This window comes from Vibrio orientalis CIP 102891 = ATCC 33934 (genome assembly GCF_000176235.1).
GTDB classification, from domain to species: Bacteria; Pseudomonadota; Gammaproteobacteria; order Enterobacterales; family Vibrionaceae; genus Vibrio; species Vibrio orientalis.
In genome coordinates this window covers 589591-614768 of the sequence record NZ_ACZV01000005.1, presented here as the reverse complement: position 1 = coordinate 614768, position 25178 = coordinate 589591, and the positions used below count along the sequence as shown (strand labels likewise).

The 25178-nt window shown below is 44.4% G+C and carries 26 protein-coding genes; 11 read left to right on the top strand and 15 right to left on the bottom strand.

Annotated features, from left to right (window positions below):
- Positions 1-413 precede the first annotated feature (413 nt).
- The 3 genes from VIA_RS13350 to VIA_RS13340 form a co-directional block, all read right to left on the bottom strand.
- Entirely contained in the window at positions 414-1319 is a 906-nt protein-coding gene (locus VIA_RS13350) for a hypothetical protein (RefSeq protein WP_004413546.1), read from the bottom strand.
- Positions 1320-1373: 54 nt separating this feature from the next.
- Positions 1374-1622, bottom strand: coding sequence for a hypothetical protein (locus VIA_RS13345; protein WP_004413545.1), 249 nt, complete (start codon positions 1620-1622; stop codon positions 1374-1376).
- 406 nt (positions 1623-2028) lie between these two features.
- Positions 2029-2856 carry a hypothetical protein gene (locus VIA_RS13340; protein ID WP_235801275.1) on the bottom strand — a complete coding sequence of 276 codons (828 nt, stop codon included), beginning with the start codon at positions 2854-2856 and terminating at the stop codon, positions 2029-2031.
- 331 nt (positions 2857-3187) lie between these two features.
- Here VIA_RS13340 and VIA_RS13335 point away from each other — a divergent pair, with 331 nt between their 5' ends.
- From VIA_RS13335 to VIA_RS13325, 3 genes are all read left to right on the top strand, one after another.
- Positions 3188-3724 carry a recombinase family protein gene (locus VIA_RS13335; protein WP_004416255.1) on the top strand — a complete coding sequence of 179 codons (537 nt, stop codon included), beginning with the start codon at positions 3188-3190 and terminating at the stop codon, positions 3722-3724.
- 119 nt (positions 3725-3843) lie between these two features.
- On the top strand, positions 3844-4614 hold the full coding sequence (locus VIA_RS13330) for a toll/interleukin-1 receptor domain-containing protein (protein ID WP_004413542.1): 771 nt from the start codon (positions 3844-3846) through the stop codon (positions 4612-4614).
- A 150-nt stretch (positions 4615-4764) separates the two neighbouring features.
- Positions 4765-5316, top strand: coding sequence for a DNA-3-methyladenine glycosylase I (locus VIA_RS13325; protein WP_004413541.1), 552 nt, complete (start codon positions 4765-4767; stop codon positions 5314-5316).
- Here the strand turns inward: VIA_RS13325 and VIA_RS13320 are convergent.
- The 7 genes from VIA_RS13320 to pspA form a co-directional block, all read right to left on the bottom strand.
- A complete protein-coding gene (locus tag VIA_RS13320) occupies positions 5253-5855 on the bottom strand; it encodes a DNA-3-methyladenine glycosylase I (protein WP_050778699.1) in 603 nt (200 codons plus the stop codon). The two genes, VIA_RS13325 and VIA_RS13320, sit on opposite strands and share 64 nt — an antisense overlap.
- A 65-nt stretch (positions 5856-5920) precedes the next feature.
- On the bottom strand, positions 5921-9022 hold the full coding sequence (gene vmeI / locus VIA_RS13315) for an efflux RND transporter permease subunit VmeI (RefSeq protein WP_004413540.1): 3102 nt from the start codon (positions 9020-9022) through the stop codon (positions 5921-5923).
- On the bottom strand, positions 9015-10103 hold the full coding sequence (locus tag VIA_RS13310) for an efflux RND transporter periplasmic adaptor subunit (RefSeq protein ID WP_004413539.1): 1089 nt from the start codon (positions 10101-10103) through the stop codon (positions 9015-9017). The genes vmeI and VIA_RS13310 overlap by 8 nt, the downstream gene beginning before the upstream one ends.
- 1 nt (position 10104) lies before the next feature.
- A complete protein-coding gene (locus tag VIA_RS13305) occupies positions 10105-11136 on the bottom strand; it encodes an efflux RND transporter periplasmic adaptor subunit (RefSeq protein ID WP_004416262.1) in 1032 nt (343 codons plus the stop codon).
- A gap of 188 nt (positions 11137-11324) precedes the next feature.
- A complete protein-coding gene (gene pspC / locus VIA_RS13300; protein ID WP_174269807.1) occupies positions 11325-11744 on the bottom strand; it encodes an envelope stress response membrane protein PspC in 420 nt (139 codons plus the stop codon).
- Positions 11707-11940 (bottom strand): envelope stress response membrane protein PspB, encoded by a 234-nt coding sequence (pspB, locus tag VIA_RS13295; RefSeq protein ID WP_004413536.1) that lies wholly within the window; start codon positions 11938-11940, stop codon positions 11707-11709. The genes pspC and pspB overlap by 38 nt, the downstream gene beginning before the upstream one ends.
- A 77-nt stretch (positions 11941-12017) precedes the next feature.
- Positions 12018-12686, bottom strand: coding sequence for a phage shock protein PspA (gene pspA / locus VIA_RS13290; RefSeq protein WP_004413535.1), 669 nt, complete (start codon positions 12684-12686; stop codon positions 12018-12020).
- A gap of 212 nt (positions 12687-12898) precedes the next feature.
- Here pspA and pspF point away from each other — a divergent pair, with 212 nt between their 5' ends.
- The 7 genes from pspF to VIA_RS13255 all read left to right on the top strand — a co-directional run bounded on the left by pspF (position 12899) and on the right by VIA_RS13255 (position 20055).
- Entirely contained in the window at positions 12899-13894 is a 996-nt protein-coding gene (pspF, locus tag VIA_RS13285; protein ID WP_004413534.1) for a phage shock protein operon transcriptional activator, read from the top strand.
- Between the two features lie 114 nt (positions 13895-14008).
- Positions 14009-15628, top strand: a complete 1620-nt coding sequence (gene sapA / locus VIA_RS13280) for an ABC transporter substrate-binding protein SapA (RefSeq protein ID WP_004413533.1) — start codon at positions 14009-14011, stop codon at positions 15626-15628.
- Positions 15628-16590, top strand: coding sequence for an ABC transporter permease (locus VIA_RS13275; protein WP_004413532.1), 963 nt, complete (start codon positions 15628-15630; stop codon positions 16588-16590). Before sapA ends, VIA_RS13275 begins: the two co-directional genes overlap by 1 nt.
- Positions 16577-17464: a putrescine export ABC transporter permease SapC gene (gene sapC, locus VIA_RS13270; protein WP_004413531.1), complete on the top strand. Its 888-nt coding sequence runs from the start codon at positions 16577-16579 to the stop codon at positions 17462-17464. Before VIA_RS13275 ends, sapC begins: the two co-directional genes overlap by 14 nt.
- Positions 17464-18477, top strand: coding sequence for a peptide ABC transporter ATP-binding protein (locus VIA_RS13265; protein WP_004413530.1), 1014 nt, complete (start codon positions 17464-17466; stop codon positions 18475-18477). Before sapC ends, VIA_RS13265 begins: the two co-directional genes overlap by 1 nt.
- Positions 18474-19259 (top strand): peptide ABC transporter ATP-binding protein, encoded by a 786-nt coding sequence (locus tag VIA_RS13260; RefSeq protein ID WP_004413529.1) that lies wholly within the window; start codon positions 18474-18476, stop codon positions 19257-19259. Before VIA_RS13265 ends, VIA_RS13260 begins: the two co-directional genes overlap by 4 nt.
- A gap of 7 nt (positions 19260-19266) precedes the next feature.
- Positions 19267-20055 (top strand): DUF2927 domain-containing protein, encoded by a 789-nt coding sequence (locus VIA_RS13255; RefSeq protein WP_004413528.1) that lies wholly within the window; start codon positions 19267-19269, stop codon positions 20053-20055.
- A gap of 50 nt (positions 20056-20105) precedes the next feature.
- On the opposite strand, the gene VIA_RS13250 is transcribed toward VIA_RS13255, so the two are convergent.
- Positions 20106-20483, bottom strand: a complete 378-nt coding sequence (locus VIA_RS13250; RefSeq protein WP_004413527.1) for a DUF2750 domain-containing protein — start codon at positions 20481-20483, stop codon at positions 20106-20108.
- A 68-nt stretch (positions 20484-20551) separates the two neighbouring features.
- Complete coding sequence (locus VIA_RS13245; RefSeq protein ID WP_004413526.1) at positions 20552-21457, bottom strand: manganese-dependent inorganic pyrophosphatase; 906 nt, start codon at positions 21455-21457, stop codon at positions 20552-20554.
- A 304-nt stretch (positions 21458-21761) separates the two neighbouring features.
- Between VIA_RS13245 and VIA_RS13240 the strand changes: the two genes are divergently transcribed.
- Positions 21762-22967 carry a putative manganese transporter gene (locus tag VIA_RS13240; RefSeq protein WP_004416264.1) on the top strand — a complete coding sequence of 402 codons (1206 nt, stop codon included), beginning with the start codon at positions 21762-21764 and terminating at the stop codon, positions 22965-22967.
- A gap of 80 nt (positions 22968-23047) precedes the next feature.
- Here VIA_RS13240 and hisIE read toward each other — a convergent pair whose 3' ends face one another.
- The 3 genes from hisIE to hisA are packed head-to-tail and all read right to left on the bottom strand — an operon-like array spanning position 23048 to position 25172.
- A complete protein-coding gene (gene hisIE, locus VIA_RS13235; RefSeq protein ID WP_004413524.1) occupies positions 23048-23683 on the bottom strand; it encodes a bifunctional phosphoribosyl-AMP cyclohydrolase/phosphoribosyl-ATP diphosphatase HisIE in 636 nt (211 codons plus the stop codon).
- The gene (hisF, locus tag VIA_RS13230; protein ID WP_004413523.1) at positions 23680-24453 is read right to left on the bottom strand and encodes an imidazole glycerol phosphate synthase subunit HisF; all 774 of its coding nucleotides are present in this window, start codon (positions 24451-24453) and stop codon (positions 23680-23682) included. The genes hisIE and hisF overlap by 4 nt, the downstream gene beginning before the upstream one ends.
- Complete coding sequence (gene hisA, locus VIA_RS13225) at positions 24435-25172, bottom strand: 1-(5-phosphoribosyl)-5-[(5-phosphoribosylamino)methylideneamino]imidazole-4-carboxamide isomerase (RefSeq protein WP_004413522.1); 738 nt, start codon at positions 25170-25172, stop codon at positions 24435-24437. The genes hisF and hisA overlap by 19 nt, the downstream gene beginning before the upstream one ends.
- Between the last annotated feature and the right edge of the window lie 6 nt (positions 25173-25178).

Below are 25178 nucleotides of genomic sequence, written 5' to 3'. Positions count from 1 at the left end.
CTAGGTATAACGGTCTTTTAGCTTATAGATGTATACATGCTAATTTGTTTCTACAAGTCAGATGCAATTAACAAATTAAGATATATGTATACCTACCCATTTAATAATGGATGATAATTGGGATGCTTGCAGTGTAGACCTTTATATCGGCTCTTAATGGGTTGAAGTGTATTGCTAACTTTGGGTAAGCACTTAGTTAAAGCAGAGTTGATAACCATAAGTATAGTTGTTTTAGGGGGCTGTATGGCTTCATAGTGTCGGTCAATACTAAGCTGCAATATATGACTCGCTATTGTTTTCGACCCTATACACTACCTAGGAAATAGCACAAGCAATACCCTCTCAGCCCTTATGTACCAACGCCTACAGGCGATTTAGAGTGTAACCAAAGCAGCGACTCTAGGTAAAACCTTCTACGCAACAAGTCCAACTCTTTGATTTTCTTGAACTTCAAAGTACATCTGGGTCTGTTCAATCTCTAGTGGCGTTAGCATATCTGCAAGATAATTAGCTTCATTTCCACCTAACTCTCCTTGAACCTTCAGCTCTTTCAATCTCTCCATTGCTTTAGCTGATTCCATTTCTATCAGCGTATCGTCTACATCAAATTCATTTCTTGGTTCTATATCAAATCCCATAATTCCATCCTGTTGTTTTCTATAATTGAGTAGCTGTTGATGCATATCATCAAAACCCATTAGTATTTCTAGTTGTTCTAATCCATTGGCTATTTGACTGAATTTACTAAGTTTCTGATGGTAACCAGACACTAATAACTCAGTACCTTTCGGTTGTTCACCTAAACGCTCAGCCTCTATTTGAAGCACTTCATCCATTGGTAAGCCATTGGTTTCAAAGTCATTAACATTACTAGCCTCAGAACCTCCTATATAAGCCTGTAAGCGCTCTATATCAATACTAGCAACATAGTCCTTAAACTCATCTAAAGTCCAATGACCTTCGGTACGCTCAATCTTATAGCACTCCAGCCCATCACCATGCTTATCTCTCAGTGTTAAGTTAACCAAAGCAGGCATAACAACTAAGTTTTCAGCTATCAGCTTGCCTCCTTTTGAAGCAGGGTATCTATGACCAATGTGATAGTTATACTTAGTGCCTAGGCTTTGATTCTCCCTATAGTAACCCCTTGCTTTAATAGCAAACTTCCTGACTTCAAAGACCTTAATCAATTCATCAGTGCAACTAGGCATAGCTTGCTTATCAGACAGCTTAGCCATGTCCCAAAGCCAGCGAAAGTAAGAGCCACTAAAGAAGCCATCTTGCTTGCATTGACTGCATATACGCTGGTGGCGTGTCATACGCTTAGCCTTCTTGCATCTAGAGCACTTCTTTACCTTCTTCATCCATACCCCTTAGCTTGCTTTGGCTTGCATGACCCATTTAACCTTCTTACCTTCAGCGCTATTAGCAATTAAGCGCACTTGCCCTTTAGCATTGGGCTTCAATACTCTGTGAGTATTCTTGTTTCTATATAAACCACTGATGTTATGACGCTGATAGTTAGGAAAACCTTCAACATTATCAAAGCCTATTGCTTCTAACACTGAAGTATCTAACCCATTCTTAGTGGCTAGTTCTATTAATTCTGTTACGTTATTCAAATTGAAATCCTTTTTAAGTTATTGAAATGTATAGGTTAGATAGATTAATTAGTGTTCAGATACAGTTATTCTTAAACCATAGGAACTCTTATTAAGAGCTAACACCTATGGCAGCCCGACCTGAAGTAAACCTTGGGAGTTGGTTAATCTGTATCCCATCAAACCTTCAGTGCCGTTTAAGCAAGTTGTAGTCGTCTTGCCAGAGCTTTATAACTTATCTATCTAATTGTATTTGCTACATTTAATAGTATGCATGTCAGACCTGATTTGTGACCACATTCATACCACACTTATATAGACTCCTTAACTCAGCGATTTGTGACCACAGCTACAGCTCACTTTTCTATAGGCAATAAAAAAGCCCAAAGGTAATCCCATGAGCTTCACTCAAATCGTTGGTAACTAACTATTTTCTGTTCTTGATGATAGCTCGCTTAACTGGCTGCGAAATTGAGTAATAGTCATTTGGCGAACGATTAACTAAGCCCTCTTCAACAAGCTCATCAATATAAAACTTTGCTTTCCCTTGATTCTTATACTTTTTCACTAAAGCATGCACAGGTAGTGCGTTAGGAGAGTCTGCTAATTCAGACAAAAGCACTAGCTGTGTCTCTTCTTGTTCATCATAAGGTGGTTCAAGGGATAATAATTCCATTGTCCTATCATAAAGCCTTTCGTCTTCAGTCTGTATAGATGCAGGCTGTACGCGAATATAGCTTTGATGTGTATTGTCTTCACTCTCAGATTCCTTTTCTGAACCCTTGGATTTCTCTTCGTTTAGAATTGCTTCTTGCTCATCCCTTTCAAAACTAGGTGGTTCTGAGGGCTTCAATCTATCCTTGAGCTCACTAATTTGGCTATCTTTTTCGGCAATTAACCTAGAGTACCGTTCTCTTTCTTCTGCTAATTGCTGGTCACTATCTACCACTCTTTTCCACAGTAGCTTTGACTCTTCTACATTGAGTAACTTTGCCTCTTCTGCTTTTTGTTTCGCTTCTCTTAACTCTTTCTGTTTCACGAGGCTATATTCAAAGACTTTCTTTGCAGGGATAGGGTAAACGAATAGATAGAATGCTGCGGTAAGCAGTGGGAGTATTACAGCTATCATTGACTGGTTTGATACTGAGAGTTCAAAGCTCTTGATGGTAATAGTATAGAAATTGTCATTATAGAATCTATCTATTTCTGCCATCTTCTCTGCATACTTCATATCACTGAATACTAATAGCACCATTCTATAGTTCCAGAATAGCCAAGAGACGACCACACTACCTAGCAATGGGCTACTATTTTTCTCGTACAAATACGCCCTGATGGACGTTACAGCGTCAGCTATCACTACATTTCCTCACAAACTTAAACTAACTCTATTCTAATTGCATATGTGATTGTAATCCTATGTCTAATCTACACTTTCTGAATTTAATCCCATGTTTTAAGGTGTGATAGTGCCTGTCTCATATATATACCTTTTAAGATAACTTAGAACTCCTATATCAAAACCTTGATTAAGCACTTTTGATATAGTACAAGTCATAACTCCTTAGACTTTATGAGATAGACCGATGGCAACTATAGGCTATAAACGAGTATCTACAACAGACCAGAATACAGACCGTCAATTAGTAGGTATGGAGTTTGATAAGGTATTTGAAGAGCATTGCAGTGCTTCTACGATAGACCGCCCTGTATGGTCTGAGTGCCTTAATTACCTCAGAGAAGGAGACAAGCTTTACATTCATTCATTAGACCGTGTATGCCGTTCTGGGGCTGGTGATGCTGTAGCTATTGTGGAGCAACTAACAGCTAAGCAAGTATCAATTGAGTTCATCAAAGAAGGTCTTAGCTTCAACTCCACTATGTCAGCAGCTCAGAAAGGTGTCTTAGGGATTCTTGCTTCAGTGGCACAAATGGAGCGAGAGCTTATAAAAGAGCGTCAGCGTGAAGGTATAGAAGCAGCTAAAGCCAAAGGTAAGAAGTTTGGCAGACCTTCAAAGGCAACCCCTGAACAAGTTAAAGAACTACGCCAGACACTGTCTATTGCTCAAACAGCAAAGCAACTAGGTATATCGCCAGCAACAGTTAACAGGTTGCAGAAGTAATGAATTAGACTAATTGTGATTTAGGTCAATTGGTTAGCGATAAAATATAGAGTGTAACTATTGATACTGCCTTGTGTACCCTTCATATTATAGTGATTGAATATTATCAGGATATATTTATGAGCACTTCAGTACCTAAAGTCTTTCTATCATACTCCCATGACAATGCTGAGCATAAACAGTGGGTTCTCGACCTTGCTACTAGGTTAGTTAATGGTGGTATCGATGCTCGAATTGATGCGTGGAGTTTAGGGGCTGGTGATGACTTACCCCATTTCATGGAAACTCAACTAGCGGAGGTAGACCGAGTTATAATGGTCTGTACAAGCAATTACGTAAATAAAGCCAACAAAGGTACAGGTGGTGTAGGTTACGAGAAGATGATTGTGACCTCTTCGCTGATGTCTAGAATTGATGACAACAAGATAATCCCTATCATCCGTCAACAAGGGACTAACGATGTACCCACATTTTTGAAGTCGAAGCTCTATATTGATTTCTCCAATGATAAAGAATTTGAAGCTGTTATAGATGACCTTATGAGAGCAGTGCATGGCTCACCTTTATACAAAAAGCCTGAATTAGGTTCTAACCCCTATCAAACCGCAGAATCGAAGCCAGCTGAAAGTAAAACTGATAAACAGACTGAACTATTAAAGGCGATGGTTGAAAGATACGAGCTTGGTACTAACAACTTCTACTTTCAAGACTTACACAACATGCTTAACTGTTCTAGGATGTTCGCAGAGGTACATGTGGAAAATCTACTAGAGAAGAACCTTATCAATTCGTCGATACAGCGTAGCCCAATTAGTGGCAGTGTTACTGTGTACAGCCTAACGAGTAATGCTAAAAAAATGGCAATGCAATTCGGTTGGGTTACAGAGTAACGCCTTCCCCCCTTTTACACTTCTTAGTTAGCCCCATAAGACATACACGTTGGGGCTTTGGTTTATATACATGTGGTAAATATGTGTATTGGCATTCACTAATTAACACATATGTTAAGCTAATCACTCACATCTTACGAAGGCTCTATTATGAAACGTTGCCAATGGGTTGAAGGTGCTAAGCCTGACTATCTCGAGTACCACGATAAAGAGTGGGGAGTGCCTGTCTATGACGATAAGGTGTTCTTTGAGTTCTTAATACTTGAATCAGCACAAGCAGGCTTGAGTTGGTACACAATCCTAAAACGCAGGGAAGGCTATAGAAATGCCTTTGCAGAATTCGACCCTATCAAGGTATCTCAGTTTGATGAGGGCAAGGTAGAAGAGTTGATGCAAGATGTTGGTATCATTCGTAACAGAGCAAAAATACTAGCCGCTATTAACAATGCTCAGCGCTTCCAAGAGATACAACAAGAGTTCGATAGCTTTAGCAATTACGTCTGGGGGTTTGTTGGTGGGAAACCATTGATTAATAACTATTCTGAAGGCGAGATGCCTCCTGCAACTACTAAAGAATCAGATGCTTTAGCGAAAGACCTTAAGAAGAGAGGCTTTAAATTCCTAGGTACAACAACGATTTATGCTTTCATGCAAGCTTGTGGTCTAGTTGATGACCATAGCGAGGGCTGCTTCAAGAGATGATTTATTGTAAATACACCTAGAAAGTACACATATATAAAGGCATAGCAAATTGTCTCACCAACAAACTTGAAGCCCTTTTTCTTTAAGAACTTACTCATTGCCTTTGACTGCTCTGTCGAGGCTGGCACATCGCCCATATCCGTCCAGTGATTAATGATTGGTTTACCATCAACAAACTGCCAAAGAGCATTAGATAGGCTGCCATACTCTTCTTGTAGAGCTTGCGCTGCACGTGCGTTACTGAACACGGAGTTTATCTTTCCTCGATGCTTAACCACATCGAAGTTTTCTATGATCCGCTCTACTTGTGACTCATCATAATTGACAAGAGTGTCTAAATCATAGCCTTCAAATGCCGCGCGATATCCTTCTCTTTTCTTGAGAATCGTTATCCAACTGAGGCCAGCTTGCGCGCCCTCTAAGGTGATGAACTCAAACAAGACAGTATCATCATAAACAGGAACGCCCCACTCAGCGTCATGATACTCACGCTCTAGTTCATGGTTCATTGCCCATGCACAGGTTGTATCCTTGCTCATCTATTATCTCCTTTAAAAACAAACGCCCCTAACAGAGTCAGGGGCGTTTGATTGCTTGTTACTCTTTAATTTAGCACTTTGATTTTGTGGAATAGACGATACAGCACAGGTACGACAATAAGTGTCAGTACTGTTGCAAAGCCTAAGCCAAACATGATGGTCACCGCCATCGGTTTGAAGAAGATATCAGGCAATAGTGGGATCATACCTAAGATCGTCGTGATTGCCGCCATACATACCGGGCGTACACGACTAAGCGATGCGTCGACCACCGCTAGGTATGGGTCTTTACCTGACTTCATTTCTATCTCAATCTGATCCAGCAGTACGATACCGTTTTTCAGTAACATTCCTGACAGACTCAAGAAACCGAGCAGCGCCATAAAACCAAATGGGGTGTTCAACGCGAGCAGACCCGTGGTTACACCAATAATCGCTAGTGGTACCGTCAGCCAGACAATCAATGGCTCTTTAACCGAGTTAAATAGGAATACGGTCACTAAGAACATGAACAAGTAGCCCATTGGCATCGTGGTAAATAGCGAAGCCTGTGCATCACCTGAGGATTCATATTCCCCGCCCCACTCTAGCGAGTAACCTGGTGGTAGTTCAATCGCTTCGATTTGCGGCATCAAACGTTTCTGTAATGTCGAAGCCGTCTCTTCGCCAAGAAGATCAGGGTCCGCCATAATCGTTAGTACACGTTTACGATTCTTACGCACGATGATTGGGTCTTCCCAACGCAGATCATAGCCCATGGTAATTTGCTGCAGTGGGATATACTCACTTAATGCAGGGCTCCAAATCTTCATACCTTCGATATTGCGTATATCGACACGCTCATCTTCTGGTAAGCGCGCCACAATCGGCATCAAGGTTGTACCATCGCGGTAAACACCAATCGCATTACCTGAGAACGACATCGCTAGGAATTCGTCTACGTCAGACTTGGTGATACCGTAACGACGCGCTTGGCTTTCATTGAACTGAGGCTCTAACACCTTAGTACGTTCACGCCAATCATGTCGCACGTTGGTCGCACCCGGATCGGCATGCATGATTTCTTCAACTTGCTTGGCGATACCACGTAAAACAGTAGGATCAGAACCGATAATGCGTGCTTCAATCTTAGCGCCGCCGCCTGGACCTAATTCGATCTGCTTCAACTTGTAGTTGATCTCGGGAAAGTTTTTCTCAAGATGCAGTCTGAAGTTCGCCATCAAATCAGCAAGCTTTTCATAGTCCGTCACGCGAGTTGTGATCTCACCATAGGCTGCATAGCTCTTTTCAGGCGCATAAGTCAGCATAAAGCGCTGCAAACCTTTACCCGCCGTGGTGGTGATATGATCGACGCCATCTTGCTCAGCAATCCATGACTCCAACGCCTTTAGCTTGGTATTAGTCGCACGAATGTCTGTCCCTTCTGGTAGCCAAATATCCGCTTGGAAGATCGGTGTTGTAGATGAAGGGAAAAACGACTGTTTAACCTGCGTGAAGCCGACAATACTTGCGGCAAGACCCAGAATTAACACAATCACAGTCAACCACGCACGCTTCATACAAAACTCTAAGAAGCCCTTGTATAGAACAAAGATCATACCGTTATATGGGTCACTATTTTCGCCATCTTGCTTCAGTTTCTGCCCTTTAAAGAAAATATCGGCAAAAAATGGCGTCAACGAGATAGCAGTAAACCAACTCAACATTAAAGAGATCAGCAGCACGGTAAAGAGAGTGCCACAATACTCACCTGTTGCGTCTTCAGACAAACCGATTGGCGCGAATGCGGTAACGGCAATTACCGTTGCCCCTAACAATGGCCACTTGGTTTGTGTGACAATATCGGTGGCCGCTTGCATCCTCGTTCGGCCTTTCTGCGTGCCTATCAATATCCCTTCGACCACCACTATGGCATTGTCCACCAGCATACCCAACGCGATAACCAACGCACCTAGCGAAATACGCTGCAGGTCGATAGCAAAGTACTTCATGAAAATGAAGGTACCCAGTACGGTCAGCAAGAGAATTAGACCAATCAGTAGTCCTGAGCGTAATCCCATAAAGAACAACAGAACAATGATTACAATCGCTACCGCCTGCCCTAGACTGACCACAAAGCCGCTAACGGATTTATCCACCTCTTTTGGCTGGCTGTAGATTTCGGAAATATCAACGCCAACAGGTTGTTGGAACTTCAATTCTGCTAAGCGGCGGTCAAAGCGCTTACCCACCTCAACAACGTTTACCCCTTGTGCGAATGAAACACCAAGGTTCAGCGCAAGATCACCATTGAATGTGATGATATTGGTTGGTACTTCAACATAGCCACGCTTAATCTCAGCCACGTCTTTTAAGTAAATTAGGCCCTGAGCACCACTCTCTGTAATGATCAAGTCACCTAACTGGTCGACATTTTGGAACTCACCAGTTGGATGAATACGCACATATTCGTCACCAATTCGAATCGCACCCGCATCAGAGACAACGTTCTGAGTCGAGAGTAGATTAAATACGGTATTTGGCGAGAGACCTAAGCTACTTAGCCGCTTCATCGAAACTTCGATAAAGACTTGTTCTTGCTGCTGACCAGATACCGAGACCTTACTCACCCCATCAATCAACTCTAACTCACGCCGTAAGTAATCGACGTAATCAAGTAATTCTTTATAGCTGTAACCATCGCCCGTTACCGCTAATAAGATCCCGTAAACATCGCCGAAGTCATCGATAACCTGAGGATCGTTCACCCCGGGTGGTAATTGACCTTTCAAGTCATTAACTTTACGGCGCAGCTCATCCCAAATCTGAGGCAAGTCATCAGGACCATAGTTGTTTTTCATGGTCACAGTGATCTGTGATAATCCGCGGCTTGAAATCGAGTTCACTTCGTCGACATAAGTCAATTGTTGAATCGCTTTCTCGAGTGGGTAAGTCACCTCTTCTTCAACTTGCTGAGGTGTTGCCCCAGGGTAAGAGGTCACCACCATGGCATCTTTAATGGTAAATGCTGGATCTTCTAGTCGACCTAAGCCAAAGAAAGCCGCGGCACCACCGATGAGGAAGATCAGTGAGATCATCCAACTGATTACTCGATTGCGAATAAAATACGCCGCAATCCCTGTGATATCGTCATCGCTTTGAGGCGAGTTCACTTTGTTCTCACTCATTACCAGCCTCCTGCTCGATCACTTCAACTTCTAGTCCTTCGGTTAATCGCGACACACCCGCAATCACAACGACTTGCTCATTAGTCAAACCTTCTAAAATCTGCACAGCATCCTTGCTCGCTTTGCCTGTTTTCACTAATTGCTTAGTTACCGTGCTATCTGAGTTGAGAACCCAAACGTATTTATTATCTCGTCCTAGTTCATCGCCATCACCATTGAAGATCGCCTCAATAGGGATTCGTACACCTGCATTGAGATCAAGGCCAATGTCTTCACCTTTAGATGTCACCGATACCGCCATACCATCAAGAATGTATTCATTTTCAGGCATTGGCAGCGATAACGTCACCGTAAACGTGCCTGTGGCAGGATCTGGCTCTGTGGTGAATTCCTTTATTTGCGCGCTGTATTCATTGCCACTCGGAACCTTCACAAACGCATTGACCTTTTCAAGTGCCGCTTGGCTCGGTTGGTTCACGTATAGACGGTCCGGAAGCTGAATCAATACTTCAACATCTTCGACACTGTGAATATTAACCACTTGTTGGCCCACTTGAATATTTTCAAATTGGTCAGCGCTAACACGAGAAATAATCCCATCGACAGGGGCTTTTAGCTTGGTAAACGATAGATGTAGCTTTGATAGTTCAAGCTCTGCATAGGCAATTTGTCGGTTGGCCGCAATTTCATCAAATTGAGATTTAGCCAGCAGCCCTTTCTCTACCAGAGGTTTTGAACGTTTGTACTGGCTATTAACAACGCTATATCGAGCGGAAGCATTGTCGACATCTAATTGATAGTCAGTTGGGTCCAATTCAGCGATCAAATCGCCCTTTTTCAACTGGTCGCCTTCTTTGACATAGATCTTGCTGATTTCTCCCGCAACACGGAAGCTCAAGTGTGAACGTTCTGCCGCGTTGGCAACCGCAGGGAAATAGAGCCTGTCTTCTTGTACTTCGCTACTGGAAAGTTCAAGCACTTTCACTTTTGGTACACCAAAGTCGACATACTGTAGTTCACCACCACAGCCAGCTAACAGCGCTGCCGTCGACAATGCGCATAGATTTAACCATTGCTTCATCTTATAGGCCTCGCTCTTTAACCCATTCACGAACCTTAATTCCCGGTTCGATCCCTGCCACACCAGAAGTAATAATCTGGTCGCCTTCACTCAAGCCACTTTTGACTTGGCGCTTATCATTAAGCTCGACTTTGGCTTTCGCCACGATACCTTGCTCATCAACGCGCCAAACGTACATTTGGCCATTTTCATCCATCAGAGCGGATTCAGGTATTCTCGTTGCCCCAGTCGACTCAACCGCAACATGAACCGCACCGGCCATACCTGGCAAAATGCCGATATCACTTGGCCTTTCCATTACCATAGTGACTTTGTAAGAACCTGTTTTTGGATCGGCTTCAGTGTCCACTTCTTGGAAAATCAGTTCATATTGATTCTGAGGAAAGGCATCAAAAGTCATGGTTGCGGTTAAGTTCACGCCGCTAGCAAATCGATTCAACAAATGATCCGGCAGTTGAAACAGTACCTTCATTAGTTGATTGGTTTGAATGTTCATAACCCCCTGCTTTGCCGCGATGTACTCGTGGGTTTCTGCAGGAATAAGAGAGATGGTACCTTCATAAGGCGCGACAAGCCGTGTGTAGCGTAGATTGGCTTTCGCTTGCTCTAGTGTCGCTTTCGCTGAATTGTGGTTCGCTTTCGCTTGGTCAAAGTCTTGCTCAGACACCACTTTATCTATACGCAATTTTTTATAGCGCTGATATTGGACATCCGCTAAACGAAATTGCGCTTCAGCTTGTTTCGCTAGCAAGGTGTATTCATCAGGATTTAACGATGCGAGAACGTCACCTTTCTTAACTGGTTGTCCAGCTAAGACATCTATCGATTGCATTTGTCCTGGGACACGAAATGCGAGTACAGCTTTATCACCAGCTTCAGAAGTGGCAGGAAAAGTGCGTTCAAACTGGGCATTGCCGACGGAAACTGTAAATAATTTAGCGGGCCTAGAATCAGGCTCAGGAACAGGTGGAAGCTCCTTGCCACAACCACTCAGCGCGGCCGTTATTGCAAGAAGCAAAACAGATTTATGCATAGTCAATCATCCATTTGTATCTATTAGGTACAAAGATAGATGAATGCTACCGTGACTTCCATAGCGATGGCAGTAAATTATTATGAAAATTAATAATTTGCTTGTGTATGACTACAATGTCGCAAAAGCGAGCAAGAGAATAATTATGAAAAAGCACTCTAAGTTTTAGAGTGCTTTAAAAATAGACGTTACAGCGATTTAAACTCTCGGTTGACTTTAAATGCATCTGAGGTCACATAGGCCTCTAAGTTTCTTACTTGCGTTTCTAGCTGAGAGAAATCTTTTTCTATTGTGTTCAACAATAACTCTGGAGTCTGGCCTTGCTTCCACGGTTTATTTTTCAGCTTGTGCTCTTGCTCAGCTTTCATCGCTTCAACGTAGTTTTTCGGCTGCTTTTCAATCATTAGCGTCATAGCGATATAGGCGAGTAGGACAAGGAAGCTTCCCCCCAATAGCGCTGCAGAAATTACCAATATTCTGACTAGCCATACTTCCAATGAAAAGTAGTTGGCGAGGCCGGCACAGACACCAGTGATCTTACCGTTAACCGTATCCCTATAAAGTTCTCGTTTAGTCATAACGACGTCTCCAACTTGGGGATTCTGCATCTAAGATTTGCTCTAAAGTATCGACGCGTTTTTGCATGATCTCAGCTTTCTCTGATAGAGATTCTAGACGCTGCAAGTCTTCTTGCGATAACCCAGTGCTGGCATTCTTTTTACTTCTGTAATGTAAAAACAACCAAAGCGGGGCAACGAAAATGAGAAAGACAATTAACGGACCAGCGATTAGAAATGACGACATATATAACTCCTTAAATGGGGAAGATGAGTGGGATTGGCACCCATCTACCTAGCTAACCTAACAAAAACAAACAGGAATTACTTTTTATCTTCCATTTGCTGCTTCAATTTCTCTAGCTCTTGTTCAATTTCATCTTGAGCCTGAAGTTCAGCAAATTCCTGATCAAGAGATTTTGCATTGCCGGTTTTCGCGTACAAGTCGGCTTCCGCTTCCATTTCATCAATTTTACGCGAGTACTGCTCAAACTTAGCCATCGCTTCACTTGTTCTCGCCGTATGCAGATGCTTTTGCACGTCACGACGGTTCGATGCGGTTTGGCTACGAATCGCTAAAGCTTGTTGCTTGGCACGAGTCTCAGTGATCTTGGTTTCTAATTTACCAATCTCACCAGTTAGCTTTTCAATCGTCTCTTCTACCAAGGTTTGCTCAGTATGAAGACCTTTTAGCATGTCTTGTAACTTTTGTTTTTCAATCAGCGCAGCACGAGCTAAATCTTCACGTTGTTTTGCCAACGCCAATGTCGCTTTGTTTTGCCACTCGTCAATTGTCGCTTCAATAGAGTCTACTTTACGCGCTAACTCTTTTTTATCCGCAATGGCTTTGGCTGAGTTAGTACGCACTTCAACCAGTGTGTCTTCCATTTCTTGGATGATAAGACGGATCATCTTTTCCGGATCTTCAGCTTTATCTAATAGAGCACTGATGTTTGAATTAACGATGTCTGCAAATCGAGAGAAAATACCCATAGCGAGGCTCCTTATGTGGATAATATTGGAACACAGTCAGCTGTACTCCGTATAAATTCGTTTGTTGTTACCTATTGCTAGATAATATTCCAATTAACGTGCCAACTTTTATTGCATTACAAATCAATAGTTTAATAAATATCACATTGCAATCCTTCGCTAACTATGATGAATTTAACCAACAGTAGGTAAATTTCGCCACGGAGTCAGTCATGCAACAAAACTTGATTGGAGAGTCCCCCGCTTTCCTATCGGTACTGGATAAAGTATCTAAATTGGCAGCAATCGAACGCCCCGTACTCATTATTGGTGAGCGCGGCACAGGTAAAGAGTTGATAGCTCAACGACTTCACTACTTATCCAAGCGTTGGGACCAGCCGCTTATCTCACTCAATTGCTCAACCCTAAGTGAAGGGTTGATTGACTCCGAACTATTCGGCCATGAACAAGGCTCGTTTACTGGATCAAAAGGGCGTCATAAAGGCCGCTTTGAGCGTGCAGAAAATGGCACACTGTTTCTCGATGAACTCGCCACTGCGCCTTTACTCGTGCAAGAGAAATTACTTCGAGTGATTGAATACGGCCAATATGAGCGTGTCGGCGGACACCAACTACTCAATGCCAATGTTCGCCTAGTCTGTGCCACCAATGCCGATCTGCCTCAAATGGCAGCGCAAGGCAGTTTCCGCGCGGATTTACTTGATAGGCTCGCATTTGATGTGATTCACCTGCCTCCTCTAAGGGAACGCCAAGAAGATATCTTGCTGCTCGCGGAATACTACGCAATCAAAATGTGTCGCGAGCTGGGTTTTGAATACTTTGTAGGATTCACCCAACAAGCACAACAAGACCTACTCGATCACCCATGGCCCGGTAATGTACGGGAACTAAAAAACGTGATTGAACGTGCGGTTTACCAGCATGGCAATCAAGATACGCCTATCCAAGACTTGGTGTTTGACCCTTTCCAATCAAGTTGGCAAACATCTGAAGACACCGCTCCCCAACAGCCTGAACTCACGGCGGTGCAATCATTTCAATTTCCGCTTAATTATAAGCAGTGGCAAGAACAACAAGACCAACTCATACTTAAAGCAGCATTGGTTCAGTGTCAGTACAACCAGAAGAAAGCAGCAGAGCTTTTGGAGCTGAGTTATCACCAATTACGAGGGATGGTTCGTAAGTACGACATCACCAGCGACAGTTAACCCACCAAATTTGTGGTTTTACTATCGTTCCAAACTGCAAATAGTGGTAAATTATTAGGATCTTAAGGCATAATGGTGAGTTCCATTGTGCTTTGTCCCAGACAAGTTCTTTCTATGAAAGTATTCATTCAGTTTACATTAGGTTTATTTAGTCTCAGCCTGCTCGCGGGCTGTGGCGAAGAGATTGATCATGACAAAATCCGTCAAAAGGGATTTGTCTATTGTGGTCAAGGCGGGCCAGATACATTCAACCCTCAATTGGTTGATAGTGGTATCACACCTGAAACGCTCAGCCCTCAACTCTTCAATACTCTGTTGACGTTAGACAGCAAAACGTATCAACCCGTGCCTAGCTTGGCGAGTTCGTGGCAAGTCAATCAGCAAGGTACTGAGTACATTTTTGAGTTACGTAAGAACGTACCTTTTCAAACCACTGCTTGGTTTACACCGTCTCGGACGATGAATGCGGACGATGTCGTTTTCAGTTTCCGCCGCATTATCGACAGTACCAACCCATTCCACTATGTCGGCAGCGGGTTATACCCTTGGTTTAGTGGTATTGATTTTCAGAACCTTGTGGTGGATATCGTTGCTCTTTCTAAACATCGAGTTAAGTTTACTCTTAGTCGCCCAGACAACAGCTTCTTATCAAACATCGCCACCAGCCACGCAGTGATTCACTCAAAAGAATATGCGGGCCAACTCGAAATCAGTGACGAAAAAGGTATGCTCGATAGTCACCCTGTGGGTACTGGGCCTTTTTACCTCGCGGAATATCAAGTTAACGATTTGATTCGTCTAAAACGTCACAATGGTTACTGGGGTGGCACACCGAAAATGGATCAGGTGGTGTTCGATATTTCCCAGCGCGGTACTGGCACTTTGGCCAAACTGCTGAGAAAAGAGTGTGACGTACTGAACTCCCCGCTTTCTAGCCAATTACCGATTATCGAGCAAAATGAGCACGTTGAGTTGACCGCAAAACCTGCGATGAATATTTCATTTGTGGCGGTGAACACCTCTCACCCTGCACTTAATGACGCACGGGTTCGCAAAGCGCTCAATTACGCGATTAATCGCCAGAATATACTTGATTCAGTTTACTACGGGACCGGTAGTCAGGCTTATTCGGTACTTCCACCAACGTCGTGGGCATACCATAAAGATGCGGTACACATTCGCTATGACCGCAACTACGCAATCGCATTACTTCGTGAAGCCGGTTACAGCAAAGGACTAGAGCTGACGATGTCAGTGCCCCTTGAGCCAAAGGCTTATAATCCAAGTCCAAGAAAAACCGCCGAGCTTATCCAAGCAAACCTTGCTGATGTGGGTATTAAACTTAAACTGATGACGGATGATCGCTTCGATCGCAGTGATCTTAGCGAAAATACCTATATCGACCTCTATCTCACCGGTTGGAGCGCAAATACTGGCGACCCAGATAACTTTTTCAGACCGCTACTTTCTTGTGACTCAAAACGTGCAGGCTTAAATGTCTCAAGCTGGTGTAACCCAGACTTTGACTTCCTACTTGATCTTGCACTAGAGGTAGACAAACCTCGTTATAGACTCAACCTGTATAAGCAAGCGCAAAATATTTTGAACGAAGAGTTCCCTGTCATCCCGCTCAACCACGGAATGCAGATGCAAGCTCACGATCGTTCTTTACAAGGATTTAAAGTGAGCCCATTTAACGCTCAGCCATTTGATACCGTCGAGAGGGTTCAGTAATGCTGCTATACGCTGTTCGACGTTTAAACCTCTTTATCATTACCTTGCTTATTTTGACTATGGTGGGTTTCAGTCTTTTACGACTTGAACCTCAATCACCTTGGGCAATACAAGATTTCTGGAGTGGTTGGTTGACTTACTTAGGCGAGTTGATGCAACTAAACTTTGGTGTCAACAAAGCTGGAATTCCCATTATCGACGAGCTGCAGATTGTCTTCCCAGCAACGCTTGAGCTCTGTTTGATCGCCTTTGTCATCTCACTGCTCATTGGTATCCCAGTAGGCACCATTGCGGGAATGAAACAAGGTAAGTGGATTGATACGGCTATCTCATTTACCTCTATGTCAGGATACTCTGCGCCGCTATTTTGGATTGCTCTGTTAATGATCATGGTCTTCTCCCTGCATTGGGAGATCTTCCCTGTCGCAGGTCGCTATGACTTACTCTACCAAATCGAACACGTGACTGGATTTGCTCTCATTGACGCCTTCTTTGCGGATGGAAAATATCGCGCACACGCCTTGCAAAGTGTCATTGAACATTTAATTCTGCCTTGTTTGGTACTGGCACTGGCGCCTACCACGCAGGTTATCGGCTTGATGCGTACCTCTGTCGCTGAAGTGATGGGGCAAAACTACATTCGAGCGGCTCGGATCAAAGGTCTTTCGACGCATGAGATTGTAACGCAGCACGTGCTTAGAAATGCCATTCCGCCAATCATTCCAAAGATTGGGGTACAGCTTTCAAGTATGTTAACGCTGGCGATTATCACAGAGTCTATCTTCAACTGGCCTGGTATTGGTCGTTGGTTACTTGATGCCCTCTCTAATCAAGATTACGTTGCTATCCAAGCTGGTGTTATCGTCGTCGCGACGTTCGTGCTCACCGCGAACATCCTGTCCGATTTGATTGGCGCTATGATTAACCCGTTGGTAAGGAAAGAGTGGTATGCTAACCGATAACGTATATCAAGAAGAACGCATCCCTACTCAGTTCGAGCGTTTTTGGCGAAGCTATCGCGCAAACAATCTTGCGATGTTTGGCCTATGGTGCTTATTACTCATCGTGCTACTGACATTGGTCTCCCCGTGGATAACGCCACATGACCCACAAGCTCAAACAGGTGAACTGCTCATTCCGCCATCGTGGAATCCGGCAGGGACCGTCGAGTACTTCCTAGGGACTGACGATTTAGGCAGAGATATTCTCTCTCGCTTGCTTGAAGGCTCACAGCTAACTTTTGGCTCCGCTATCATCATCACACTGATCGCGTCAGCCATTGGCTGTATTATTGGCGTATTAGCGGGTATGACTAAAGGCTTGCTATCAAGTACGCTCAACCACTTACTCGATACCGTGATGTCGATTCCGTCGTTGCTGCTTGCCATTATCTTCGTCGCATTTCTGGGCTTTGGCGAGTTCAATATCTTACTCGCGATCTGTTTGGCGCTGATCCCCCGCTTCATTCGCTCGGTCTATATTGCCGTTCACACCGAAGTTGAAAAAGATTACATCATGGCGGCGCGCTTAGATGGCGCAAACGACTTTTACTTATTGTGGAACTCGATCCTACCCAATATTTTGGTGGTGATTGCTTCTGAAATCACATTAGCGCTTTCCATCGCTATCCTCGACATCACCGCACTGGGTTTCTTAGGCTTAGGAGCACAAGCGCCGAGTACGGAATGGGGCGCCATTTTGGGTGACTCTGTTGAGCTTATTTACTTGGCACCTTGGACGGTGACGCTACCGGGTCTGGCGATTATGTTTACCGTTATTGTAATTAACCTTGTTGGTGAAGGCGTTCGCCAAGCACTGAATGCGGGGATCGAATAATGCCATTGCTCGATATTCGACATCTGACGATTGAGATTGAAACCCCTCAGGGCATGATGAAAGCCGTTGATCGTATGAGCCTGACACTTAACGAAGGTGAAATACGTGGTCTTGTGGGCGAATCTGGCTCAGGCAAGAGTTTAGTTGCAAAAGCGATCGTTGGCGTCTGTAAAGATAACTGGAAAGTGACTGCTGACCGCATGCGCTTAGGCAATGTTGACCTTCTGCAACTGACACCAAAAGAACGTCGACGCGTTATTGCCCGTGATATTGCAATGATTTTCCAAGAACCGTCTACCTGTTTAGACCCATCTGAAGAAGTGGGTAGCCAGCTGATTGAGGCGATTCCTTCGCGTTCATTCCAAGGCAAATGGTGGGAGCGTTTCAAATGGCGTAAAAAACAGGCGATTGCCCTACTCCACAAAGTCGGCATTAAAGACCACAAGCAAATTATGCGCAGCTACCCATACGAGTTAACCGATGGGGAATGCCAAAAGATCATGATTGCAATGGCGATTGCGGCTAAACCTAAGTTGCTGATTGCAGATGAGCCGACCAATGACTTAGACCCGATTACTCAATCGCAGATCTTACGCCTATTGAGCCGTATGAATCAGGTCCATAACACCTCGATCATGCTGATCGGCCATGACTTAACCACCATCACTCAATGGGCAAATCGTATTACGGTGATGTACTGTGGTCAATCGGTTGAATCAGCCGATACCAAAAAGATCCTAGAGAAACCTAAGCACCCTTATACTGTTGCTCTGCTAAAGGCGATGCCTGATTTTAGTGATTGGATCCCTCACAAGGAGAAACTTCAATCCTTACCAGGCACCATCCCACCACTTCAGCACCTACCGATTGGTTGCCGACTTGGTCCGCGCTGCCCGTATGCTCAGCGCCAATGTGTAGAAATACCAATGACTCGTCGTATTAAGAACCATAAATTTGCTTGTCACTTCCCATTGAACCATTCGCCTAAAGAGCGGGAGAAGAAAAAAGTATGAGCGCGCTATTAGAAGTAACCGATCTTTCTAAGTCGTTTATCACTCGTTCTGGTCTGTTTCGTAAGAAAGTTCAAGAAGCGGTTAAACCGGTCAGCTTTAGCCTTGAGGCGGGACAAACCATTGGCTTTATCGGCCAAAACGGTTCCGGCAAGTCGACACTCGCTCGTATGCTCTCTGGTGTGGTTGAACCGACTTCAGGTGAGATTCGCGTAAATGGCGAGCTATTAGAGCATGAAGATTACTCAACACGCTGTAAATTAATCCGGATGATCTTCCAAGATCCAAATACTTCTTTGAATCCGCGCATTCAAATTGGTCGCATCTTAGAAGGCCCACTAAAGCGAAACACCAGCATGTCACCTGAAGCACGTATTAAACGTGTAAAAGAGACATTGCTTCGTGTTGGCTTACTGCCGGAGCACGCCTACTTCTATCCGCAAATGCTAGCAACTGGTCAAAAACAGCGTGTATGTCTCGCTAGGGCTTTAATTCTTCAGCCATCGGTGATTGTTGCTGATGAAGCACTGAACGGCTTAGACATGGCGATGCGCTCACAGATCATCAACCTATTTCTAGAGCTTCAAGAAGAAATGGGCGTATCTTTTGTTTATGTATCACAGCATATCGGGGTGGTAAAACATATCACCGATAAAATAATGGTGATGCATGAAGGCGTCGTTGTTGAAAGCGGTGAAACACACCAAGTTCTCTCATCTCCTGAGCACCCAATTACTCAGCGACTGGTTGAAAGTCATTTTAATAAGGCGACGTGCTTTAAATAGGAGAAACATGCTAAGGACAGCGACCGTAATACTAGGGTTATTCTCCGTTTTCTTTACCACTTCAGGATTTGCTTATTCTTCACAGCAAACTTGGCTTGAGCCTGACTTTGTCGCTCGAGCCTTTATCGATGTCGCGTTAAGAAACGAATACTCTTCAGGCCAAAAGCCGCTTGTTAAGTGGCAAAAGCCGCTCCGAGTTTGGGTCAAGCATGACGTTGGCGATCAAGACCTTCATGACCAACTGACCAATGCTCACCTTAGACATCTAAGCGCCATTACAGGTCTATCAATCAAACGCGTCTCGTCAAGAAAAGAGGCCAACATTGTGTGGATCTATACCAATGACGCGAAATGGGAAAAAGATATTGAACGAGAGATGGGAAAGTCATCTCTTAAACATGTCAGAGATGCAATTTGTAAAGCAGGCTATCGAATAGGCAGTAACAGTGCGATTGACTCAGCTTCGATCGTCATACCCGTTGACCGCGCAAGAATACATGGAAAGCTGATCGCTTGTGTGGTGGAAGAGATAACCCAAACTCTTGGTTTACCTAACGACTCTGACAGTGCTTTCCCTTCAATTTTTAATGATAATACACCAGAGGATCTACTCTCACCTCTTGATGTGGTACTGCTAAAACTGCTCTATGAGCCAGAGCTCAAGGTTGGAATGACAGAGCGAGAAGTTACCCCTATCATCAAACGCTTACTTAAACGCTATCAGCAAGATGGCACGCTAAACAAAGCTGTCTCTGTTGCCAAAAGCGGCGAGTTATTTCAGTTAATTGGCTACTGAATGAGGTTAAGTGATGCCCAACTATGGGGCATCACAAACTAAACATACGGCTATTTAGTGCGTTTTTTCAATTCAAATTCAAACTCGTCAGGGTAAAGTACCACACCTTCTTCGTTATCATTTGGGAACACAACTACCGACAGTTCATCCTCTTCCAAACCGTGGGTCCAACGACTGAACCACTTAGCGGTTGAGATTGCTTCTGCTTTACAGTGCTCCCACTCTCCAGTCGCCCACTGAGCCGCAAACTCTTCGTGTGGCCATACTGGAACGCAATCTTCATCTTCAGTGTTGAGCATCACGCAGCCATGTTCGTCTGTAAGAATCCATACTTTACGATGCTGAGCAATTTCTTTTACGCAGTAGTTAAAACGCTCGTCAGGGCGCATTTTGTTAACCGACTCTAACTGATCTTGAGATAGTGACATTTTGTATCCTCCAAATAAAACGCCCACGGCTGAGCCATGGGCGTTTAAAATTCATTGAGCTATGGAAATTAAGCCAGTTCAGTTTGAAGCCAAGGCCAGCCTTGCTTCTTACGGCTTAGAGTGTTTTCCATCATTAGCATGCCGTTTTCTTCATGCTTAACCAGCTTCTCTGCCCACTCACCTTTGTAAAGTAGACGAGTTTGAGCGGTAGTGATATCGGTTAGCATCACTGCTGCAAATGCTAGACCTTGCTCAGCGCAACGACGCTCAAGATCGGCTTCTAGCGCATCGATCATGTCATCTACTTGCTCTAGAGTTGCAAGCTCAACCTGACCAACAACCACATCACGGCCATTGAACGGGTAACCTTTCAGGTCTTTCTCAACAAGCTCAGCTGCTGATAGGCCTTCAATGTTTGTCTTAGCAATCAAAAGATCTTTAATGAATGCATCTACATCACATACGTCAGCGATAGCGGCTAGTTCTTGAACTGCGTCTTTATCTTTCTGAGTACATGTTGGTGATGCGAAACCAACTGTGTCAGATAGGATAGCTGACATCATTAGTTTAGCGATCTGAGGAGTGATTGCATGACCTTCAATCTTGAACATGTTGAATAGTACAGTGTTAGTACAACCAACAGGCCAGATCCAAGCTTCCATTGGGTTAACAGTCATCACATCACCTAGACGGTGGTGGTCAACAATACCTAGGATTTCAGCTTCAGCTACATCGTCTGGTGCTTGCGCAAGATCTGAGTAGTCTACTAGCCAGATTTTTTCACCAGCTACTGAAGTACGTAGTTCAGGAACTTCTGCACCCGCGACTTCTAGAATGTGCTGAGTTTCACGGTTGATTTCACCTTGGCGAATTGGCATAGCTTCACCGCCACGTGCTTTTAGTAGTTCGGTTGCTACTAGTGCACTACAGATACTATCGCTATCAGGGTTCTTGTGACCTACTACTAGAATCATCTTTTTTCCTATCTGACTATATTTCTACCCAACAGAGGGCTATTACTCACAAACCCGACATTTTACCTGATTTTGATAATTTGTCATCGGATTGAAAAAGAATATTTCGGTATAAGGCATGACAGACCTTAACAATGCGATCTATTCTCTCTATAAGTTTAGCACTAACCCGTCAATTTCGTGGTTCATGTCCGCCATCACAGCGTAAGCAAACCTGCACAGTTAGCACTCGTAAAAATTATTTATTGCAAATAATTCTCATTAGCATATATTGATAATAATTCGCATTCACATTGTGTTAGCTATGGATTCTTTACGACTTTCTCAAACATTGCCTAGCTGGTTATCCGTGACCCAGTTTCGACCTGCGTATAAGCGCCTGATTTTACCTATCTCACTGATTGCTCTTGTGGCTAGTGGTGTCACGCGCGAAGTGACCGTAAATACCTTATCTGATGCCTTTTGGGCAGTGTCGAGTTATGTCGCATTCACCCTAGCACTCTATCACTACGTCTCTGGCTTTATTAACAAAGAGAATCGTATCGCGAACCTCTACCGAACCTCCCGTGACCACCAAGTTTTTTTTGCTGCTTTGTTAGGTGCACTACCCGGTTGTGGCGGTGCGATCATCGTCACCACACAGTTTGTCAGTGGGCGCGTTGGTTTTGGTGCGATTGTGGCGGTCTTAACCTCCACCATGGGCGATGCCGCTTTCTTATTGCTTGCAAGCAAACCTGATATTGGATTAGCTATTGTAGCTCTTGGTGTGTTTGTTGGCGCGCTTTCAGGGTGGGTAGTCAATGCGATTCACTGCGATGATTTTTTGCGCCCTCAAGTATCAGCACTTACGGAGCGTTTAGCCTGCAGTAAAGGCGAAACAAGTAACATCGAACAAAAAGCAATCAATCTTCAAGGTGCGTTTTGGAAATGGTTACTTGTTCCAGCGACAGTTATCGCTGCTCTTGGCTCATTCCAAGTCGATATTAATCAACTCCTGCAGCTACCTAAAATGACGATTGAGTGGATTGGGGCGGTGCTCATTATTGTCAGCATGCTGCTTTGGTCATTAACCAAAGAGATTAAAGACTACGAATCGACTGTTGCTGAAGATACTAAGCAAGTTTCTTCCCACCCAATACAAAAAGCGGCGCAAGATACAAACTTTGTCACTGCTTGGGTTATTCTCGCTTTTATGGCTTTTGAGCTCATCACATTCTTTGGTCATATTGACCTTGCAACGACTTTCTCTGGCTGGGGAGTTTGGATGCCTCTGATGGGTTTGGCTGTCGGTTTACTGCCTGGGTGTGGCCCTCAGATCCTTGTGACGAGTTTGTACATCTCAGGTGCAGCTCCATTGTCTGCTCAATTGGCTAATGCAATCTCCAATGATGGTGACGCATTGTTCCCCGCGATTGCTCTAGCGCCTAAAGCCGCCCTTGTGGCGACGGTTTATTCCGCAATCCCTGCCTTTATCGTTGGATATGGCTATTACTTCTTATTCGAAATATAACACTAATAACCTATGGCTAGGTTTAAAAACAAAAAGCGCCCTTCGATAAGGGCGCTTTTTCATTGGCATAGAGTGGTGAACTATTTGTGTCGCTCTTTAAGCTTATTCACCACGTCATTCATTGATAGGCCTTGGTCTTGAAGAAGAACCATCAGGTGATAAATCAAATCTGCTGATTCACAGACTAACTCCGCCTTATCGCCCGACGTCGCCGCAAGCGCGACTTCAACGCCTTCTTCGCCCACTTTTTGCGAAATACGCTTGGTGCCACGTGAATATAGGTGTGCAGTATAAGAAGATTCTGGGTCGGCGTCCTTGCGGGTAGCCAGTAACTGCTCAAGTTGATGAAGCCACACCATTTGGCTCTCTTCTTGAGGGTCTCCGTCCCAGCATGTCGTGGTCCCTTTGTGACAAGTAGGCCCAATCGGGTTGACCTTAACCAGCAAAGTGTCGTTATCACAATCGAGTGCAATGTTCTTTAGCTGAAGTACGTTCCCAGAAGTTTCGCCCTTAGTCCAAAGGCGTTCTTTAGTACGAGAGAAAAACGTGACTTGACCCGTTTCCCCCGTTTTTGCCAACGCATCTTGGTTCATGTACCCCATCATCAACACTTGGCTTGATTGAAAATCTTGAACAATTGCAGGTACAAGGCCATCCACTTTGTCCCAATCAATACGTTCAGCTAGCGTATTTACTTCTGTCGCTGCAAAACTCATAGACGCACCTCTACACCTTGTTGTTTTAAATACTGCTTAAGTTCCCCAATATTAATGACTTGCTTGTGGAATACCGAAGCCGCAAGCGCTCCATCAACATTAGTTTGCTTATAAGCCTCAGCAAAGTGCTCCATTGCACCCGCGCCACCTGACGCGATTAGCGGCACATTACACACTTCACGAACCATATTAAGCTGCTCCAAGTCGTAACCGTTACGCACACCATCTTGGTTCATCATGTTCAAAACGATTTCACCCGCGCCACGCTTTTGTACTTCTTGCACCCAATCTCGAGTTTCCCACTTGGTTGCTTTGGTGCGCGCTTCGTCACCGGTAAATTGGTAAACCTGATATTTACCGGTCTCTTTATCAAAGTAAGAGTCGATACCGACGACAATACATTGCACACCAAACTTATCAGCAAGCTGGGTAATGAGCTCAGGGTTCGCGAGCGCAGGGGAGTTTATAGACACTTTGTCAGCACCAAACTCTAAAATTCGTGCGGCATCTTCTGCTGACTTAATACCACCAGCGACACAAAAAGGAATGTCGATCACCTCAGCAACACGTTGGACCCAGCTCTTGTCGACAACGCGGCCATCGCTCGACGCGGTAATATCATAAAACACCAACTCATCCGCCCCTTCTTCAGCGTAACGCTGAGCCAGAGGGACAATATCGCCAATGATTTCATGGTTGCGAAATTGAACGCCTTTTACAACTTGTCCATCACGTACATCAAGACAGGGGATTATTCGCTTTGCCAGCATGCAAACGCCTCCTCTGCTGTAAATTTGCCATCCAGTAGCGCTCGGCCAACAATAACCCCCGCAACACCGCTACCTTTTAGCGCTTCAATGTCGGCTAATGAACCGATGCCACCTGAGGATTGAAACTGAACCTGAGGATACTGCTTACATAGGTCAACGTAGAGTTCCACGTTCGAACCTTCCAGTGTACCGTCACGAGAAATATCGGTACAAAGCACGTGTTTAAGACCAACAGTTAGGTAGTCATTAATCAAGGCTTCAATCGTTACACCAGAGTCTTCTTGCCATCCTGAAATCGCCACTTTACGAGTGCCACTTTCATCAATATTGATGTCGAGCGCTAAAACAATTTTTTCGGCGCCATATTTCTCCATCCAGCCTTTGACGAGCTCTGGCTGTTTGACCGCTGTAGAGCCGACGACAACGCGCTGCGCGCCCGCTTCCAGAAGATCCACAACATCTTGTTCGCTGCGCACGCCCCCACCTATTTGAATATTGGCAGGAGTGCTAGCTAGCAGCTTAGCAATCAAGTCTAGCTGGCGAGCGGTGGTATCTTTAGCCCCAGTTAGGTCAACTAAGTGCAACCAACCTGCGCCCGCTTGGTGGTAGAGATTAAACTGCTCTGCTGGATCAACTTTGTATTCGGTTACTTGTCCGTAATCACCTTGATATAGGCGCACTACTTGACCTTCAATTAAATCTAATGCTGGAATAATCACTGAATT